Genomic DNA, 18847 nt, shown 5'->3' with positions numbered 1-18847 from the left:
GGATAATGGAGAAGGATAAAGAGCGTATCAAAAAGATCGTTAAAGAAGGATATGCAAAGGTGGCCCGGCAGGGGACATCGTGTTGCCCGTCCGGCGCATGTTGTCCTTCATCGGTCTCTGCCAGGGATATCAGCAGGACCATAGGGTACAGTGACGACGAGATGAACGCGGTCCCTGATGGCGCCAATCTCGGGCTTGGTTGCGGCAATCCGGTCGCCATAGCTTCCTTAAAAGAAGGTGATGTCGTGCTTGATCTCGGGAGCGGCGCGGGGTTCGACGCTTTCCTGGCGGCAGGGAAGGTGGGCAGGACCGGCAGGGTGATAGGAGTGGATATGACGCGGGAAATGCTGGATAGGGCAAGGCAGAACGCCGAAAGAGCGGGTTATGACAATATAGAGTTCCGGCTGGGCGAGATAGAAGATCTGCCGATCGAGGATAGTTCGATCGATGTGGTCATATCCAATTGCGTGATCAATCTTTCCCAGGACAAAAAAGCCGTATTTGAGGAAGCGTTCAGGGTGCTTAAGGCCAGCGGCAGGTTGATGGTCTCGGACCTGGTGTTGGCAAAAGATCTCCCGCAAGAAATCAAGGATTCTGTTGAGGCGTATGTGGGTTGCCTTGCCGGAGCGATCAAAAAAGAAGAATATTTGCGGTTTATTAAGCAGGCGGGATTTCAGAGTATCAAGATCATAAGCGAGGCAAGTTATCCAGTTGACGCCATGTTCGATGATCTTGAGGCCGCTCAGGACGCCATTGTCAGCATAAAGATCTCGGCGGTTAAAAAATAACGGAGGCATAAAATGAAGATCGAAATATTGGGAGCGGGTTGTCCCAAATGCAAGCAGTTATTCGCCAACGCGGAAGAAGCGGCTAAAGAGCTGGGTATCCAGGTCGATATCGACAAGATAACGGATATAGACGATATCATCGGAAGAGGCGTCATGATAACACCGGCCCTGGCCGTCGACGGAAAGATCGTTTCATCCGGCAAGTTGCTCAGCAAGGATGATATCAAAAATATACTCGTACGGTGAAGGGAGGGGGCGAAATGAGAAAGACGCTGTTCGCTTTTCTCGCGGTCCTGGTCCTTGCGAACGTTTGTGCCGCGGATACTGTTCAGGTCCGGTCGCCGGAAAAGGCGACTGTATATTATTTTCACGGGTCGTTCCGGTGCCCGACATGTAAAGCTATGGAACAATATTCAAAAGAAGCTGTCGAAACTAATTTCAAGGATGCCCTGGCTTCGGGGGAGGTCGAGTTCAAGTCGGTTAATGTGGAGAAGCGGGGCAATGAGCATTTCGTGGAAGACTATAAGCTGTACACCAAAACACTTATTCTCTCAATGACTAAGGACGGGAAGGAAGTTAAGTCGAAGGATCTCGATAAGATCTGGGAACTTGCCCGCAATAAGCAAAAGTTTATTGATTATGTGACGTCTGAGGTGAAGGCTTTCATGAAGGATGCGCAGTAATGGAATTATTGATCGCTTCCGGATCAGCCTTGTGGCTGGGCATTTTAACTTCGATCAGCCCATGTCCATTGGCTACAAACATCGCGGCGGTGTCGTTCCTGTCAAAGAAGATCGCTCATCCGGGCCTTGTCCTCGTTTCAGGGCTCGCTTACACGCTGGGCAGGGTGGTCGCTTACGCGGTATTGGGATGGATCATCATCAGCTCTCTTTTAAGCGTGCCGCAGGCGGCGCAGTTTTTGCAAAAATACCTGGTGAAGGCTTTAGGACCGCTTTTGATGATTACGGGATTATTTTTATTGGAAGTGATCACGATAAAGTTGCCTGGCGTGGCATTGTCCCAAAAGCATCATAATAAGCTGGTGGAGTCCGGCGCGCCGGGGGCTTTTCTTTTGGGTCTTATATTCGCCTTGGCGTTTTGTCCGGTCTCCGCGGCGTTATTCTTCGGAAGCCTTATTCCTTTGGCGCTTAACAGCAACGTGGGAACGATATTTCCGTTTATTTATGGGGTGGGAACAGGGCTTCCGGTCTTGATGTTCGCTATCGCGATCGCGTTAGGTGTTACTTCAATGAGCCATTGGTTTAATAAGATCACGAAGCTAGAACTTTATACCCGCAGAATAACCGGAGTGATCTTTATTCTTGTCGGGTTGTATTATTCCGGAATTTATATCCTGAAGCTGTTCTAGGGGGAAGAGAGCAAATGGAACATGTTATTCATGAAGAAAGACGGTTAAGTTTTTTTGAAAAATATCTTACCGGATGGGTTGTTCTTTGTATCGGAGCCGGAATAGCGCTTGGCAAGTTATTCCCTCAGGTCGCTGTTACGCTCGACCAAGTCTCGATCTATCAGGTGTCCATTCCAATTGCAATTTGCCTTTTTTTCATGATGTACCCGATCATGGTCAAGATCGACTTTGCCGAGGTTATTAAAGCGGGCAAGACGCCGAAGCCGGTCTTGCTTACGTTATTCGTTAACTGGTGCGTTAAGCCGTTCACCATGCTTGGTATTGCATGGTTGTTCCTGGGCGTGTTCTTTAAGGGATGGCTTCCGGGAGTGGAAATAGTGAAGGGCGGAGCGGAGGTCGAATTATTCAGATCGTATATTGCCGGGTGTATACTTTTGGGAATAGCTCCCTGTACGGCGATGGTGCTGATCTGGGGACATCTGGCCAAGGGTAATGATGGCCATACCCTCGTCATGGTCGGTATCAATTCCCTTACAATGCTTTTTCTTTACGCGCCTCTGGGCGGATGGCTTTTGGGCGTGAACAAAATGCCGATACCGTGGCAGACGATAGTCCTGTCCGTAGTTATATATGTCGGTTTGCCGTTACTCCTGGGGTATTATTCAAGAAAATGGCTGATCGCGAAAAAAGGCTTTAAATGGTTCGAGGAGAGATTTTTGCGTTATTTAACGCCGGTGTCAATATGCGCGTTACTTACTACGCTCATACTGCTTTTTTCTTTCAAGGGCGGACTTATTGTTGACCAGCCGCAGGTCATATTCCTTATCGCGGTCCCGCTTTTTATCCAGACATGCCTGATCTTCGGACTGACTTATGTTATTGCCAGGCGAATGGGGCTGTCTTACCGTGACGCCGCGCCATCGGCACTCATAGGGGCGAGCAACCATTTTGAGGTTGCTATTGCCACGGCTACGATATTGTTCGGGCTTTCCTCCGGCGCGGCCCTGGCCACGGTCGTAGGTGTCCTCATAGAGGTGCCGGTCATGCTGATGCTGGTCAAGGTATGTTCGCGGACCAGGGGCTGGTTCTGTTGATATTTTTTTTTGGGGGGGGGAGGGGTATCAAGGAAAAAGTTACGCGGCCGGAATATTTTTCTTTGGATAAAATAACCCTTGTTTGTGATAGAATATCCTCCTATGTGGACTATAATATTACTCACCGTATCAAATATATTCATGACCATAGCCTGGTACGGTCACCTCAAATACAAGCATTCCCCGCTTTTCAAAGTAATAGTGATAAGCTGGATGATAGCGCTGCTGGAATATTGTTTCCAGGTGCCCGCGAACAGGATAGGGCATGGCCAGTTCACGGCGGCCCAGCTTAAGACCATACAGGAGGTCATAACGCTGGTCGTGTTCTCCGTGTTCTCGATCCTTTACCTGAGGGAAGAGTTCAAGTGGAATTATTTTGTGGGGTTCGGCTTTATCATAGCGGCCGTATTTTTTATTTTCAAAAAGTGGTGAAAAAGCCCGGAGGGCAGCTGGAATGAGGAACATCTTTCTCGCGTTCATACCCGTGTTCGTAGCGGTCGACGCCATAGGCGTCCTGCCGATATTCGTTTCCCTTACGGTGGGGCTCAGGCAGAAAGAAAAACTGGCCATAATCGTACAATCACTTGTTACCGCAGTATGCCTTGCTGTGTTCTTCATTTTTCTCGGCCAGGCTGTTTTTAAACTTCTCGGGATAACAATGGGCGATTTCATGATAGCCGGAGGGGCCATACTTTTTTGCATAGCTATAATAGATATAATAACCCCGGGCAAGCAAAGAAGGCGACCGGTAAAGGACCTGGGCGCGGTGCCTATAGGGACACCGCTTATCGTAGGGCCCGCGGTCCTGACCACTTCGCTCGTAAGCCTCGGCCAGTACGGGCTAGTGGCGACACTTGTATCGGTGCTTGTTAACATACTTATAGCCGGGGCCATATTCTCTTTCTCGGGTATCCTGATAAAAGGCCTGGGCGAGGGCGGGGCGAAAGCGCTTTCCAAGGTCATGAGCCTGCTTCTCGCGGCAATAGCGGTCATGCTTGTTCGTAAAGGGGTGGTCATGATATTGTTATCCGCCCCACTTTGATGTGGCATACGGTAGAAGGAATGGGTATGGTCCTTCTCCGTTGTCCATAGCAGGAGGACCTTGTTCCTGATGAAAGAGAGGACAGACAACGATCCGCGCGGCGGTACGTCCTTAATCCGTATTACGTTCCCGCCGCGGACATATGCTTATGTTACAATTGGCGCCATTATGGTTAAAACATTCCACAGAGCCATCAAGCTGTTCCACAAGCGACCTTATTATCCTCATACCGAGGCTTTTTGACGTTTGTATGTCGAACCCCTTTGGGAACCCCGGCCCGTTATCCGCGTATACTATGTTATAGGCGTTCTTGTTCTCGCCGGTATAATGCGCGGAAATGTTGATCTTTCCCTGTTCTCCCGCGGTAAAGGCGTGTTTGAACGAATTCGAGAAAAGTTCCGTTATCACCAGTCCGCACGGTATGGAAGTGTCTATGTCGAAGAACACGGGTTCGGGCATATCCAGTTCTATGGAAACGGATGCCCCCGGGCTCGAGTATGTCGCGAGGAAGTGTTCTTTAAGCGAGCTCAGGTATTCCCTGAAGTCCATGGATCCGAGGGACGTGGAATTGTAGAGCTTTTCATGTATAAGGCCGAGGGCTACAATGCGCAGGCGCATGTCGGCCAGTAGCGACAGTACCTGGGGATCTTTGATCTGCTGGGCTTGCAGGTAGTTAATGCTGGATATGATCTGCAGGTTGTTCTTTACCCTGTGGTGTATCTCCCTGAGGAGAGTTTCTTTCGCTTTAAGGCTTGCCGCTCTTTCAAGCTCGATGTTCTTGCGTTCGGTGATATCCTCGAACACCGTGGCGAAACGTCCTTTATCGGGAGAAAAGGCTATTATGGAGAACCATTTACCCAGCACCGAGGAGTAGGCCTCGAAGCGGATATCACCCAGTCCCTTGGCTACCGCGCCGTATTTACCTATAAAATCGGTCGGGTCCTTATCCGTTCCCGGCAAGGCCTCCGTCACTTTTTTTCCTATTAGATCATGCCTTTTCAGCCCGGTCATATTCTCGAACGCTGTATTGACATTGAGGAAGACGTAATCGACGGGGGTATCATTTTCATCCAGCACGATCTCGTGCAGGGCGAAAGCATTGAGCATGTTCTCGAAAAGCGTGGTGTAACGTACGGAGCTTTCCTTTACGCTCTCAAAATATATGCCGCTGGTGATATGGTCCGATATCCGGTTGGATATTTCCTTTAGAAGTTTTTTATCGGTGTCGGACCAGGAGCGTTCTGCCGAACAGTTGTGAATGCCCAAGAGGTATGATCTCCCGGCAAGGGTCTGTATCGAGACCGCCATGAGGTTTTTTATGCCAGCGGGGAGTCCCGGGGCAAGTTCTGCCGGCAGGGGCCGGTCGTTGCCGGTACCGTATGTAATTGGTATGCCGTATGACTGGGTGTCGGAAAGGAGCTCTTCCAGCCCAGGCGAGATAGTGATCGCGTCCCTGGACTTCGTGGCGGATGGATGCTTGGCGCATGAACTTTCCGCTATTATCATGTGCGATCCTTTTCCCGGATCGCGTTTTTCGAGAAGCCACGCGTGTTCGACCCTGAAGATGGCCAGAAGCTCGGAGAAAACGCTTCTTATGGAATCTTCCAGGTCATAGGATCTAAGCTTGGCCGTATTCACGCGTTCCAGCCCCTCAAGGAAGAACAGGTAATCCGACAGGTCTTTCTCGGCTTTTTTACGGTTCGTGATATCATTCGCGTAAATATTGGCATACTCTTCCAGGGGCATCGGGGATATGTTGAAAAGGAACGTTCGGGGCGGGACCGATACTTCAAGGAAGAGAGGCTTGCCGGTATCCATAGCGTTAGTAATGAGCTCTTTCCAGCTGTCCGGTATATTCTTGCCCACTGAGGTGTCCCAATGCGTCAGGATAGCCGCGGACGCTTCGTTGGCGTACAGTATGTCGCCGCTTTTTGATATCCTGAGCACCGGGTTCGGGTTCTCTGACGGGAATTTAGCGAGGTTAATTATCTCGCGTTCCGCTCTTTGTTTTTCCGTTATATCCTCACCCGAACTCAGTATGCCCGAGATCTTTCCGGTACTTTCATCCTTGAGTAGTGTATTGTGCCACTTGATGCGACGGGTCTCCCCTTTGGCGGTAATGATATCATTCTCGGTATTTTCCATGAGTTCCAGTTGGCCCTTGATCAGGCCGTCAAAGAACCCGTGGACTTTCGTCCTTTCTCCCTCCGGAATGAATGTTTCGAACCAGTCCCGGGAATATATCTCTTCAGGCTGGCATTCAAGTATCTCACAGGCTTTTTTGTTGGCAAGCACTACCTTGCCGGTATTGTCAAGGATAAGGAGCATTGTCCCGGCCATATGAAGATAAAGGTCCGCTTTTTCCTTTTCCCTGAGTATCTCGTTCCTTGACGTGGTGAGCTGTTGGTTGGCGGCGCGAAGCTGCTGTTCGGAAGCGGATAGCTGCTGGTTGGTGGCGCGCAATTGCTGCTCGGAAGCGGATAGCTGCTGGTTGGTGGCGCGCAGTTGCTGCTCGGAGGCGGATAGCTGCTGGTTGGTGGCGCGCAATTGCTGCTCTATGGTCCTTTGGTGCCGGTTGATCTCCACGAGTTCGGCGTTCATGCTTTTAAGTTTGTTCTCGGAACGCTGAAGAGCGCTATTCCTGGAGTCCAGGATAACGGAGAGCTTGTAAAGTCTTCGTGTGTATACATACAGGATGACGCTGAACGCCAGAAAGAGCAGGGCGACAGCGCTCCTTGTATATATCTCATGAGTGGGGACACCGAAGAACATGAGGTCGAGCAAGGTGTTATCCCTGTAATATATGAAAAAATCCGCTAACGAGTCGATCAACCAGAAGAGCATCGCGCCGATCAAGCCATAGAGGAATATGATCTTATGTGGTCTCATTCCGAGCCTCTTTCCTCACGAAAAGGTTCCGGATCCCTGGCGAAAGAGTGCAGTAGTATGTTTTTTCCGTTGCCTTCCGTGGAATATAATTTGCCGAACCCTATGTTGAAGGTCACCGTTCGTCTCGCGGTGCCACCGACAGCCCGGGCTTTTATGGCAATGCCATTCTTTTCCAGATAAACGCTGCAGGAACGGATGTTCTCTGAGCAGATAATGTCATCCGTGGACTTCAGTACGTTAGCCCCCCCGATGAGGACGCCCTGTATCGAACGTATGTCATCCGCTCCTATAAGGGTCATTCTCCTCTTGAGTTCGTCCAGCGCGTTCACCGCGTACCTGGTCTTTTTTCTCTTTTCGATGTTATTTATGCTGGCTTTTCCCGGGAGCATAACATGAGCCAGGCCGCCGATCTTCTTTTTGGGGTCGTATAAGGCGACAACAACACATGAGCCTATGCCGTTGGAGGTAAGTATGGACCTTTCACGGCCCACTTTCACGATCCCCGTGGGGACATCAATATAGTGTTTCGCCATATAATAAGCCCTACCGGACAAGATGTTCAGTTCCTTATTATATGCCGTCCGTTACGGATTAGTCAATCAAACGATGAGTTTTTGTGTTCAACGGACTAAGGCAAGGTATGTGTGGTATAATAGCATGGAAATGACGACACAAATACGGCGTTCAATAATATGGGTGCTTCTGGCCATCTTGCTGGCTGGAGAGAGAACGAGCGGGGGAGAGATGGGGGACGGGAAAAAGGCCGTGTTCGCTGCCGGATGCTTCTGGGGTGTAGAAGAGGTTTTTCGCAAAGTGGACGGGGTGCGTGATACGGAAGTCGGTTATATGGGTGGGGTCACGGAGAACCCGTCATATGAAGAAGTATGTTCGGGCCGGACGGGGCACGCGGAGGCGGTAAAAGTCACGTACGACCCGTCGGTAGTCAGCTATGAGGATCTTCTCGGTGTCTTCTGGAAGAGCCATGATCCTACACAGGGGAACAGACAGGGGCCGGACGTGGGGACCCAGTACAGGTCCGTGATATTCTACTATGATGACGCCCAAAAAAATGCCGCCAGCGTTTCCCTGGATAAGTTGAACGCGACACCTTTGTACGGGGGGAAGATAACGACAGGGATAGAGCCGGTTTCAGTGTTCTACCCGGCCGAGGAATATCACCAGAGATACTATGAAAAAAGAGGACAGGGGGGATGCCATATATGAAGCGTTCGGGCACATTCGCTCCCGGTAGATGGCTTATATATCTTCTGCCAGCGTCAGTGTTCGTCGTGATGCTCAGGCTGACGTGGTTCCGATGGGGCGATTTTATCATTGATACGTTCCGCGACCAGTGGGTGTTCTTAAAACTGTCCCAGGGGGCCGTGCTTTATAGGGATGTACTGTATTTTTACGGGTTCCTTCCTCCGTATATCATCGCGTTCCTGAACGCGTTTTTCGGTGTCCACATAAAATGGACGGTTTATGCCGGTATCGCGGTCTCCGTAGCGACTTTGGTGGCGTTATACCGTGTATCACGCTACTTTTTCGACCGATATATATCCGCGCTCATACTGGTGCAGGTCATATGTGTATGTTTTTTCTCGAGCTGGGGGATATTCAATTTTATCCTGCCATATAGCGTGGCCTCGACTTTTTTCACGTGTTTCCTGTTCTTCGCGCTTTTCTTTTTCCTGGGATTTGTCAGGAAAGGGAGAAGAGTGAAGCTTGTGCCATGGGCGTTCTTTACGTGTCTCGCCATGCTTTCCCGCCCGGATTATGGACTTATGTCGTGGGGCGTGTTCTTTCTTGTCGGGCTTATGCGCGCAAAACGGTCCGGAGGATGGAAGGACATGTTCGGTCTCGCCTTACCCCCGGCGTGTGCAGCCTTCCTTTTCGCGGTGTTCTTCTCGTATGCCGGGGGAGCGGGTTCATTCTTGAAGATAGTCGGGGGATACTCGGTCTTTGCCTGCAGTAAAAGCCAGTTTTCCTACGCGCTTACAGGGTTCGATAACATCCCCGGGAATTTGTTGCTGGTGTTCGGTGTTTTTGTGGTATTCGCGGGAAGTCTTATGTTGTTCCGCGTTATATCCCCACGGATATCGAAAATGTCAGAGCATCAAGGGATGACAAGCGGCGTATATTTCGCCTATGCGTTCAGCGCGGCCGTGGGCCTTTTCTGTGGGAGTTGGTTCGGTAATGTTCTTGGCATAGCGCAGTACTCCATGCTTCCGCTACTTCTTGTGGCCGTTATAGTCTCAGCGGGATATGGTAACACGAAAGAAGATGGCCGGGCACAGGCCTTAATGACGCTTTGTGTGGCTCTGCTCTCCCTGGTGCTTATAGGCAGGATACTCCTGAAAGTCCATCCCCAGGGTTACGGTTTCTTTCTCCTTATCCCTTCTATGGTAAGTATGTATGTATTCACGTTCCGTATGGTCCCGGGGGCTGTACGGGGGTTCGACCCGCTATCAGCCCGGGCCGCGTACATATATAGGATATTTGCCGCGTGTTTTCTTATGATGAGCATGACATTCTTTCTCAGGGGTAACATAATGTACTACCGCGACAGGAACGTTGGTATCGATCTTGGTGGAAAAGGGGAACTGTTCTTTTCGCCGACCGAAAGGACGTATGTATTCATATTGCTGGCGGAATATCTGGGAAAGGTAATGGGGCCGTCAGATACCCTGGTGGTGTTCCCGGAAGGGGTGGCGCTTAATTACTTGCTCGGGAAGGATAATCCTCTCTGGATGGAAACATACGTGCCGGATTGTGTCAACATTATGGGACAGGAAGCGTTGGCCGCGGCCATAAAAGATAAAAGAGTAGATTATGCCGTCGTTTTTGAGAGGGATACGACCGAATACGGATATCCGGTATTCGGTGTTGATTATGCCCCTGATATAAAGAACCTGTTGAAGGAAGATTACCACCTGGATAAGGTAGTGGATGAAATACCGTTCACCGGCTGGGGATACGGGGCCATAGTCCTGAAACGGAACGATCGCGATAAATGAGCTAATATTACTTTTTTGGGGAAGAAGCGTCTTTCAACGCGTTCTCGATCGCGTCCTTCAGGGTGTCTTCCTCGAATGGTTTCAGCAGGAAGGCATAAGGGGAGGTCTCTTCGGCGCGTTTAAAGGTTTCCTTATCGGAGTACGCGGTTATGTAGATAATGGGGGTGGTGTGCTTTTTCCGTATCTCCTTTACGGTCTCTATGCCATCTATCTCGCCTTTGAGTATTATATCCATGAGGATGACGTCCGGAATGATCTCGTCAGTTCTTTTTATCGCTTGTTCCCCGGAGGAGACGATCCCCACGACGTTATATCCCGAATTTTCAAGGCGCGAGCCTATCTCCATCGCGATTATACTTTCATCTTCCACAACGAGTATTTTCGCTTTTCGCATATTCGCCTCCCTTAAAGAATATTATAACATCGTATGCGGTATTTTGCATCATCATCGTTAAATAAATGTTATTGTTCTTATGCCCTGATAGATGGTATATTTACTAAGTAGGGCCTGTGGATGCCGGGATGCGGATCAAGACAAAAGGACAAGGACTGACATGGGGGAAATAGCGGCGTGGATGGTGAAAAGCGTGGCAACGGTGTCGCCGGGGACATCTATTGGTGAGGTATGCGCTCTTATGAAGGAGAAAGACATAGGGGCGGTAGTGATAGAAGAGAACGGTCGTCCGACAGGTATTTTCACGGAAAGAGATGTCGTGAAACGTGTTGTCGTCGGAGGGATCGACGCGGATACTACGCCCGTGGGCGATGTGATGACCAGGGATATCATCACTGTGAACATAGGTGCCGGGCATAAAGAGGCGTATGACCTTATGATGCGTCACACGGTAAGACATGTCCCGGTGGTGGAGGATGACGGTATGCTGGCAGGGATCGTTTCCATGCGAGACGTTCTCAGGTATAACATGCGTATAATGGAATACAAGATCGAAGAGCTCACTAAAGAGGTCCAGTTCGTCAACGGTATGCTGGACGAGACTAACGACAGCCGCAACAAGAAATTGCAGATAGAGAATAGCCGTCTCGAGAAGCTGGTGATGGTCGACGCGCTTACAGGGCTTTATAATTACAGGTATTTCGACACTGTTTTCGCCAACGAGGTCGCCAGGGCCGGCAGGTACTCGAGGCCGCTCACTGTGCTTTTCATCGATATAGACCATTTCAAACAGTATAACGACATCAACGGTCATGACCTGGGGAACATAGTCCTCAAGCAGGTAGCGGATATACTTAGGGCTACCTCAAGAGGGTCGGACGAGACCTTCAAAAGTGACGGGATAGACATAGTCGCCAGGTACGGCGGGGAGGAGTTCGTTATCGTGCTTCCCGAGACCGAGAGGATGGGAGGGATGGCCCGGGCGAGGAGGATACTCAGGGACGTGCGTAATTACGATTTCTACAACAAGGAGTCGCAGCCTTTGGGCCGGCTTACCGTTTCCATAGGAGTGGCGGAGTTCCCCCGGGACGCTTCCGGCTGGCAAGAGCTTATCAGGAAAGCGGACAGTTCATTGTACAAGGCCAAGAGCGCCGGGCGTGACCGTGTAATGTAAGGCGTAACTTAATGAGACGCGGATATCCGATCATATTGTTGTCTGTTCTGGTGGTCACGGCGATGATGGCCGTCCCGTCGGCTTATACGGAAGAGGGCCCGGAGGATATATACGGGTCGGTCGTCCTCATGATGATCGATAAGGATAGCGGAACAGCCGAACGCATGTGCCTGAGCATGCTCAAACGCGATCCGCGGGACGCCCGGGCCATGGTCCTTTTGGGCGAGTTGTACTGGAGCGCCGGCGAAAAAGGCCGCGCTATAAAGATGTTCAGGAAAGCCCTGAAGTACGACAGGGCTCTTCCGGACGCCAGTTTTTTCCTTGGCAAGGCGTATTTTTCGGAACGCAAACCCGAAAAAGGCCGGGAGTGTTTCGACAGGTACCTGGACCTTACTAAGGACATGGTGGTGGGTGAGGATATCTGGACGTACCTGCACCTTAGCAGATTGAATGCCATAGCGTATATTTACTATAACCACAGGTATTATGATGACTCGACGGACATATATGACCGGATAATTAGTCTGTGGCCGGACGACCAGAAAGCGCATTATAACCGGGGGGTGTTGTATTATAACGGGTATAAGAAGGTCTCCGAGGCATACAAAGAGATGAAAAAGGTCATCGATATAGATCCGGCGTCAGACATGGCCAGGAAGGCCGAGTTCTACATAGATTATATGCGCAGGAACCCGGATCCGCGTATGGCCGGGGACCTTTCTTTCATGTATGAGTGACCATCACGTTCCAGGTGTAAGGAAAAGGAGTTTATGGGGCTCAAGAAAAAGCTGAAACTTCTGGATGTTTTTTGTATAGCTTCCGGCGCGATGATAAGTTCCGGGCTCTTTGTGCTGCCGGGGCTCGCGCATGCGCAGGCTGGTCCTGCCGTGGTACTTTCATATTTTTTCGCGGGACTTCTCGCTATGACGGGGATGCTCAGCCAGGCGGAACTGGCTTCCGCCATGCCTAAGGCGGGAGGGGATTATTTCTATGTCACCAGGAGCATGGGCCCGGCCCTCGGGACCATAGACGGGGTCCTTACCTGGATGTCGATATCCCTGAAGAGCGCGTTCGCCCTTATCGGTATGGCTGCTTTCATAAAGATCATAGCGCCCATGGAAGTGCATATTATCGCGGTGGCCTTATGCGCGGTTTTCGTGGTAGTGAATGTATTGGGAGTGGAGGAGGCCGGCAAGTTACAGGTCGGGGTGGTCATTGTCCTGCTCATACTTCTGGTGATATATATCGCCGACGGTATAAAGGCTGTTGAACTTTCTAACCTGAGACCTTTCATGCCTTACGGGTGGGGGAAGGTATTCTCCACCGCCGGGTTCGTGTTCGTCTCGTACGGAGGGCTTCTCAAGGTGGCCAGCGTGGCCGAAGAGGTGAAGGACCCGTCAAGGACCGTACCCAGAGCGATGGTATTATCGCTTGTGACCGTAAGCATACTGTACAGCCTTGTAGTTCTGGTAACCTCCGGCGTGCTTGCCAACTCGGACCTCAACAGTTCCATTATGCCCATTACCGACGGCGCGGCTGTATTCATGGGGGAATGGGGAAGAAAAGCGCTCAGCCTGGCCGCTATCCTGGCGTTCGTTTCGACCGCGAACGCGGGTATCATGTCCGCGGCAAGATATCCTTTTGCCCTGAGCAGGGACAAGCTCCTGCCGCGCATGTTCTCGAACATACATGAGCGGTTCGGGTCGCCGTATGTGTCCATACTGGCTACCGGTCTTTTCATGGTGCTTGCGTTGTTCCTTGACCTGAACATCCTTGTAAAGGCCGCTTCCACCGTGCTTATATTCACCTTCATATTCTCCTGCCTTTGTGTAGTGATAATGAGGGAGAGCGGTGTGCGTAATTATCGCCCGAAATTCAAGTGTCCCTTTTACCCGTGGATACAGATACTTGGTGTGTTCGGGTTCTGGCTGCTTGTGGTGAACATGGGCCAGGACGCGCTCTTGACCGGGACGTGGCTTTTCGCGGCGGGACTCCTGCTGTACTGGTTCTACGGGAGGGTACAGGGCAAAAAGGATTACGCCCTTTTATACCTCGTGAAAAAAATGGCCGCGCGTGAGCTTGAAAGCGTCACGCTTGAAACGGAACTCAAGGACATAATAAGGGAAAGGGATAACATAGAAAGGGACAGGTTCGACCGTATCATCGAGGAGAGCGTTCTGCTTGATATAGAAGAGGAGATGACGGAAAAAAAGCTTTTCGAACTTGTGTCCGAAAAGATATCGGCCAGGCTGGATATAGAGAAAGACGTGATGTTGAGCGCCCTGGTAGAAAGGGAAAAGCAGGCAAGTACCGTACTTATGCCGGGACTTGCCGTGCCGCACATAATAATAGAAGGCACGGGAAAGTTCAGCATACTCCTGGCAAGATGCCGTGGTGGGGTAACGTTCCCCGGCGCGCGGGAGAAGGTCCATATCATATTCGTGATAGCCGGGACACGGGATGAGAGAAGCTTCCATCTCAAGGCGCTTTCCGCTATAGCCGAACTTTCGCAAAACCCGCATTTTTTCGATAAATGGATAAAGGCGGGTGACCCGGAGGAGCTGCGTGACATGATCCTCCTGGGACAGAGAAAAAGACATAATTGAGCCCGCCGCGAACATATATTTTCCTCTTGCATTCCCCCGGAAAAAAGCTATAATAATCGTTACAAGTTTCACAATTAATGGTGGCAGGAGAATGAAAAAAGTACCAAAGAACACTATAAACAGGTCATTCCTATATATCAGGACCCTGGAGAAGCTTATCGCCGCGGGGAGGGACCAGGTCTCATCCGGGCAGATCGCGGAGCTTACGGGCCTTACGGATGTACAGATCCGTAAGGACATATCCAATTTCGGGAAGGTAGGTAAGCCCAGGGTCGGGTATAGTACGAAGGAACTTAAGAAGATCCTCGAGGAATTCATTTCCTATAATGTGGCGCATGTGGTACTTTTCGGGGTAGGGAATCTGGGATCTGCCATATTGAAATATCCCGGTTTCCACCAGGACAAGATAAAACTCGTGGCCGCGTTCGACCGTGACAGCAGGAAGGTCGGGCGCGAGATCAACGGGGTGAAGATATATTCCGTGGACAAAGCGATGGAAGTGATCCCGCGGAACCACGCGGATATAGGTATAATAGCCGTTCCGGAAGAACACAGCCAGGCCATAGCGGATATTATGGTCTCATCCGGGCTCAAGGGTATAGTGAATTTTTCGCCTACCACGGTGAGCGTCCCGGGGAAGGTCAAGATAAGGAACATAGACCTGGCGATCGAGTTCCTTTCGCTTTTCTGCCAGCTTTAAGGGGGCGCATGCACGAGCTGTCCATAGCCGAAGGTCTTATCGACGAGATAATGAGGATAGCCGTAGAGAACGGGCTTTCGAGGGTGGATGAAGTGGAGATCGAAACGGGGACGTTGAGGCAGGTAGTGCCCGAGGTCATGGCCGAAGCGTTCCGCGCGGTAAGCGAAGGGACTCCGGCCGAAAGGGCCCTGCTCAGGATATATGAGAAAAAAGCTTCCGCCGAGTGTAAAGCGTGCGGGAGCGCGTTCGAACCGCAGCCTAACGATATTACCTGTACGGTATGCGGGGCGACCGATACAAAGATAACCGGCGGGGATGAGATAATCCTTAAAGCGGTGGTAGGGGACAGGTAAAGGGAACACTTTTGCGCTGTCCTGAAGAGGAGTGGGTCGGTATGAGGATAAACGTCGTAAAGAACGTATTGAATTCCAATGATGTGGTCGCGGAAAAGAACCGCGAGATGTTCAGGAAAGCGGGTCTTCTGGCGGTGAACCTGATAAGTTCGCCCGGAAGCGGTAAGACCACTTTGCTCGAAAAGACCATACCGGAGCTCGGCCGGGATAAAAGGTCAGTCGTTCTTGTCGGGGACCTGGATACTACGCGTGACGCTGAAAGGCTGGAGCCGCACGCGGCCGAAGTCACGCAGATCAATACGGGAATGAGCTGCCATCTTTACGCGAACCAGGTATCGGGAAGCCTGGAAGAGGGAAAACTTAAAGGCATGGATTATCTTTTCATTGAGAACGTGGGGAACCTTGTATGCCCGGGAGAGTTCGATCTTGGGGAAAATGTCAAAGTAGTGCTTTTAAGCCTGCCGGAAGGCGACGATAAGGTCGCGAAATATCCCACGGTGTTCAGGGTGGCGGACGTTGTCCTGCTTACCAAGGTCGATCTTAAGGACGCCCTTGGCATGGATACGGCCAGGATATACGAAGATCTTGGTAAATTGAACCCGGGTGTGAAGATATTCGAGATATCCGCCCGCTGCGGCAAGGGGATGAAAGAGTGGATAGACTGGCTCAAGACAGAGAGGAAAAAGGGCGTAGGTGTGAAAGCGCGTAAGGTCGAATAACATTTTTTCCGGCCTGTATCATTCTGGTAGATCTTGATTTATCTTGAATAAAAACATAAACGTGATATAATGTTTACTCGTAATCGTTCGTTTTTTCACGATTAAGCCGGTTATATTGTTTAACAATATTAAAGAGAAGGTATGACTTATGACCGAAAATCCCGCAAAAACCATCAAAAAAATATGCCTGGAACACGGAAATGACAAAGCCAGGCTCATGGATATCGCGATAGACGTCCAGAAAGAGCTGGGATATATATCAAAAGAGGCCATGAAAGAGATAGCTGCCGCGACCGGTTCCCATTTCGTAGAAGTGGAAAGCCTTGTCACGTTCTACTCATTCCTTACGGAAAGACCCAAAGGGCGTATCATAATAAGGTTGTGTAACGATATCGTGGACAAGATGCAGGGGGTCGACGCGGTCGCCGACGCTTTCACCGAAGAGCTTGGTATGGGTTTCGGCCAGACGTCCCGGGACGGCCTGATAACACTTGAATACACGCCCTGCATAGGTATGTGTGACCAGGCTCCGGCGGCACTCATAAACGATGAGGTGTTCACGCATCTTTCCAGTGACAAGGCGCGTGCTATAGTAAAAGAGCTGAAAAAGCACAAGGACCCCGCGAAAATATCAAAAAAGCTCGGGGACGGGAATAACGCCCACGAACTTGTAAAGTCCATGGTGAACAACGGGATAAGGAAGAAGGGGCCCGTTATCTTCGGTGAATACGAACCGGGTACAGGACTGAAGAAGGCCCTGTCCATGAGCCCCATAGAGGTCATACGCGAGATAAAGGCCGCCAGGTTGCGCGGACGCGGCGGAGCGGGGTTCCCCACCGGGATGAAATGGGAATTCACGCGCGCGGCCGATGGGGAGAAAAGATTCACTATCTGCAACGCGGACGAGGGCGAACCGGGAACGTTCAAGGACAGGGTCATACTTACGGAGAAATATGACCTTTTATTCGAGGGCATGACGATAGGCGGATATGCCATAGGCGCGGAAGAAGGGATATTGTACCTTCGGGGCGAGTACGCGTACCTGAAGAAACTCCTTGAAAAAATGATAGAGGAAAGAAGGAAAAAAGGTCTTCTGGGCAAGGATGTGATGGGAAAGAAAGGTTTTACTTTCGATATAAGAGTGCAGCTTGGCGCCGGGGCATATGTCTGCGGCGAGGAGACTGCCCTGATCTCTTCCTGTGAGGGACTCCGGGGCGACCCGAAAACACGTCCGCCTTTCCCGGCACAAAAGGGATACATGGGGTATCCCACCAGTGTGAACAACGTGGAGACCTTCTGCTGTGTGGCCAGGATAATGGAAAAGGGGGCGGCGTGGTTCGCGGAGATAGGCTCCAAGGGCAGCCCCAGCACAAAGCTTCTCAGCGTGTCGGGTGATTGCGCCGGACCCGGGGTATATGAGTTCCCGTTCGGGGTAAAGGTCAAGGACCTGCTTAAGGCGGTTGGCGCGGAAGACGCCAAAGCCGTGCTTGTTGGCGGTCCGAGCGGTACGCTTATCGGGCCGGGAGAATATGAGCGGACAGTATGTTATGATGATCTGGGGACAGGAGGCGCGGTCGTGGTGTTCGGGCCGGAACGGGACCTCCTGCAGCTTGTCAGTTACTATATGGAGTTCTTCATAGAGGAAAGCTGTGGTTATTGCACGCCGTGCCGTGTGGGTAACGTGCTATTGAAGGAGCGTCTGGACAGGATCATCGCCGGCAAAGGCGAACCTGAGGACCTGGATTATCTGGAATCCCTGGGGAAGACCGTTAAGATCTCGTCGAGGTGCGGGTTGGGGCAGACCTCACCTAACCCGATCCTTACCACGCTTAAGAATTTCAGGGCGGATTACGAGTCAAGGGTAAAGAAGAACGAGGACGGTATGCAGCCGTCATTTGATATCAAAAAGGCCCTGGGCGACGCCCAGGACATAACGGGCCGGGAATCTGTCATATTCTAACGAAAAGGACATGATATGAGCGGGAAAATAACTTTTACTATCGATGGGAAAGAGATAGAAGCGCGCCAGGGGCAGACCATACTTGAAGCCGCGGAGGACGCGGGTATATACATACCGAAGCTGTGCCAGATGAAAGGTCTCGTGCCGCATGGGAGCTGCCGGGTGTGTACGGTCATGGTCAACGGCAGGCCACAGGCCGCTTGTACCCAGCCGGCTACGGACGGTATGGTGGTGGAGAATGATACGCCCGAGCTCAAGGGTATGCGCAGGGACATAATAGATATGCTATTCGTCGAAGGGAACCATTTCTGCATGTTCTGCGATAAGAGCGGGAACTGCGAGCTCCAGGCCATAGCGTATAGGCTGGGCATATGCGCTCCCAAATTCCCTTATCTTTTTCCGAACAGGGACCTTGACGCGTCGCATCCCGACATATTCATAGACCGTAACAGGTGCGTGTTGTGCGGCCGGTGCGTAGAGGCTTCCAGGGATATTGACGGAAAATGCGTTTTTGAGTTCGTTGGCAGAGGGCCGCATAAAAAGATCGCGGTCAACGCTGAGGCCAAACTGGTCGATACCGATATTGACATAACGGACAAGGCTGTCAATGTATGCCCGGTCGGGGCCATAATCAAGAAACGGGTAGGATACGCGGTCCCTATAGGCGAAAGGCTCTACGACAAAGAACCCATAGGGTCTGATGTGGAGAACAACAAAAAATAACAAGATATCAAGGTGGGCC

20 protein-coding genes are annotated in these 18847 nt (G+C 51.0%); 17 read left to right on the top strand and 3 right to left on the bottom strand.

What is annotated here, in order from left to right; all coding sequences use genetic code 11:
* The first annotated feature begins 5 nt into the window (after nucleotides 1-5).
* The 7 genes from arsM to PHH49_02150 all read left to right on the top strand — a co-directional run bounded on the left by arsM (nucleotide 6) and on the right by PHH49_02150 (nucleotide 4293).
* On the top strand, nucleotides 6-788 hold the full coding sequence (gene arsM / locus PHH49_02180; protein MDD5487754.1) for an arsenite methyltransferase: 783 nt from the start codon (nucleotides 6-8) through the stop codon (nucleotides 786-788).
* A 12-nt stretch (nucleotides 789-800) separates the two neighbouring features.
* Nucleotides 801-1034, top strand: a complete 234-nt coding sequence (locus tag PHH49_02175; protein ID MDD5487753.1) for a thioredoxin family protein — start codon at nucleotides 801-803, stop codon at nucleotides 1032-1034.
* A gap of 14 nt (nucleotides 1035-1048) precedes the next feature.
* A complete protein-coding gene (locus PHH49_02170; GenBank protein ID MDD5487752.1) occupies nucleotides 1049-1471 on the top strand; it encodes a nitrophenyl compound nitroreductase subunit ArsF family protein in 423 nt (140 codons plus the stop codon).
* Nucleotides 1471-2157: an aromatic aminobenezylarsenical efflux permease ArsG family transporter gene (locus PHH49_02165; GenBank protein ID MDD5487751.1), complete on the top strand. Its 687-nt coding sequence runs from the start codon at nucleotides 1471-1473 to the stop codon at nucleotides 2155-2157. The genes PHH49_02170 and PHH49_02165 overlap by 1 nt, the downstream gene beginning before the upstream one ends.
* Before the next feature lie 14 nt (nucleotides 2158-2171).
* On the top strand, nucleotides 2172-3251 hold the full coding sequence (arsB, locus tag PHH49_02160) for an ACR3 family arsenite efflux transporter (protein ID MDD5487750.1): 1080 nt from the start codon (nucleotides 2172-2174) through the stop codon (nucleotides 3249-3251).
* Between the two features lie 102 nt (nucleotides 3252-3353).
* The gene (locus PHH49_02155; protein MDD5487749.1) at nucleotides 3354-3683 is read left to right on the top strand and encodes a DMT family protein; all 330 of its coding nucleotides are present in this window, start codon (nucleotides 3354-3356) and stop codon (nucleotides 3681-3683) included.
* Nucleotides 3684-3705: 22 nt separating this feature from the next.
* Nucleotides 3706-4293 (top strand): MarC family protein, encoded by a 588-nt coding sequence (locus PHH49_02150; protein MDD5487748.1) that lies wholly within the window; start codon nucleotides 3706-3708, stop codon nucleotides 4291-4293.
* A gap of 111 nt (nucleotides 4294-4404) precedes the next feature.
* On the opposite strand, the gene PHH49_02145 is transcribed toward PHH49_02150, so the two are convergent.
* Both PHH49_02145 and PHH49_02140 read right to left on the bottom strand, forming a co-directional pair.
* Complete coding sequence (locus PHH49_02145; GenBank protein ID MDD5487747.1) at nucleotides 4405-7182, bottom strand: PAS domain S-box protein; 2778 nt, start codon at nucleotides 7180-7182, stop codon at nucleotides 4405-4407.
* Complete coding sequence (locus tag PHH49_02140; GenBank protein MDD5487746.1) at nucleotides 7179-7715, bottom strand: chemotaxis protein CheD; 537 nt, start codon at nucleotides 7713-7715, stop codon at nucleotides 7179-7181. The genes PHH49_02145 and PHH49_02140 overlap by 4 nt, the downstream gene beginning before the upstream one ends.
* Before the next feature lie 211 nt (nucleotides 7716-7926).
* Here PHH49_02140 and msrA point away from each other — a divergent pair, with 211 nt between their 5' ends.
* Nucleotides 7927-8406, top strand: coding sequence for a peptide-methionine (S)-S-oxide reductase MsrA (msrA, locus tag PHH49_02135; protein MDD5487745.1), 480 nt, complete (start codon nucleotides 7927-7929; stop codon nucleotides 8404-8406).
* On the top strand, nucleotides 8403-10199 hold the full coding sequence (locus PHH49_02130; protein ID MDD5487744.1) for a hypothetical protein: 1797 nt from the start codon (nucleotides 8403-8405) through the stop codon (nucleotides 10197-10199). Before msrA ends, PHH49_02130 begins: the two co-directional genes overlap by 4 nt.
* Before the next feature lie 7 nt (nucleotides 10200-10206).
* Here the strand turns inward: PHH49_02130 and PHH49_02125 are convergent, their stop codons facing one another.
* Entirely contained in the window at nucleotides 10207-10593 is a 387-nt protein-coding gene (locus PHH49_02125) for a response regulator (GenBank protein MDD5487743.1), read from the bottom strand.
* Between the two features lie 160 nt (nucleotides 10594-10753).
* On the opposite strand from PHH49_02125, the gene PHH49_02120 reads away from it, so the two are divergent.
* The 8 genes from PHH49_02120 (at nucleotide 10754) to PHH49_02085 (ending at nucleotide 18828) form a co-directional block, all read left to right on the top strand.
* Nucleotides 10754-11767 carry a diguanylate cyclase gene (locus PHH49_02120; protein ID MDD5487742.1) on the top strand — a complete coding sequence of 338 codons (1014 nt, stop codon included), beginning with the start codon at nucleotides 10754-10756 and terminating at the stop codon, nucleotides 11765-11767.
* Nucleotides 11768-11778: 11 nt separating this feature from the next.
* Complete coding sequence (locus tag PHH49_02115) at nucleotides 11779-12504, top strand: tetratricopeptide repeat protein (GenBank protein ID MDD5487741.1); 726 nt, start codon at nucleotides 11779-11781, stop codon at nucleotides 12502-12504.
* Nucleotides 12505-12537: 33 nt separating this feature from the next.
* Nucleotides 12538-14373 (top strand): amino acid permease, encoded by a 1836-nt coding sequence (locus PHH49_02110; GenBank protein MDD5487740.1) that lies wholly within the window; start codon nucleotides 12538-12540, stop codon nucleotides 14371-14373.
* Nucleotides 14374-14464: 91 nt separating this feature from the next.
* The gene (locus PHH49_02105; protein ID MDD5487739.1) at nucleotides 14465-15073 is read left to right on the top strand and encodes a redox-sensing transcriptional repressor Rex; all 609 of its coding nucleotides are present in this window, start codon (nucleotides 14465-14467) and stop codon (nucleotides 15071-15073) included.
* Nucleotides 15074-15081: 8 nt separating this feature from the next.
* Entirely contained in the window at nucleotides 15082-15426 is a 345-nt protein-coding gene (locus tag PHH49_02100; protein MDD5487738.1) for a hydrogenase maturation nickel metallochaperone HypA, read from the top strand.
* A 41-nt stretch (nucleotides 15427-15467) separates the two neighbouring features.
* Nucleotides 15468-16145 carry a hydrogenase nickel incorporation protein HypB gene (hypB, locus tag PHH49_02095; GenBank protein ID MDD5487737.1) on the top strand — a complete coding sequence of 226 codons (678 nt, stop codon included), beginning with the start codon at nucleotides 15468-15470 and terminating at the stop codon, nucleotides 16143-16145.
* A 148-nt stretch (nucleotides 16146-16293) separates the two neighbouring features.
* Nucleotides 16294-18105, top strand: a complete 1812-nt coding sequence (locus PHH49_02090) for an NAD(P)H-dependent oxidoreductase subunit E (protein ID MDD5487736.1) — start codon at nucleotides 16294-16296, stop codon at nucleotides 18103-18105.
* Nucleotides 18106-18120: 15 nt separating this feature from the next.
* Nucleotides 18121-18828: a 2Fe-2S iron-sulfur cluster-binding protein gene (locus tag PHH49_02085; protein MDD5487735.1), complete on the top strand. Its 708-nt coding sequence runs from the start codon at nucleotides 18121-18123 to the stop codon at nucleotides 18826-18828.
* Nucleotides 18829-18847 lie beyond the last annotated feature (19 nt).

Source organism: Candidatus Omnitrophota bacterium (assembly GCA_028715965.1).
Lineage (GTDB): Bacteria > Omnitrophota > Gorgyraeia > Tantalellales > Tantalellaceae > JAQUQS01.
The sequence above is the reverse complement of the archived record's forward strand: the minus strand, read 5'-3'. Positions and strand labels throughout refer to the sequence as shown.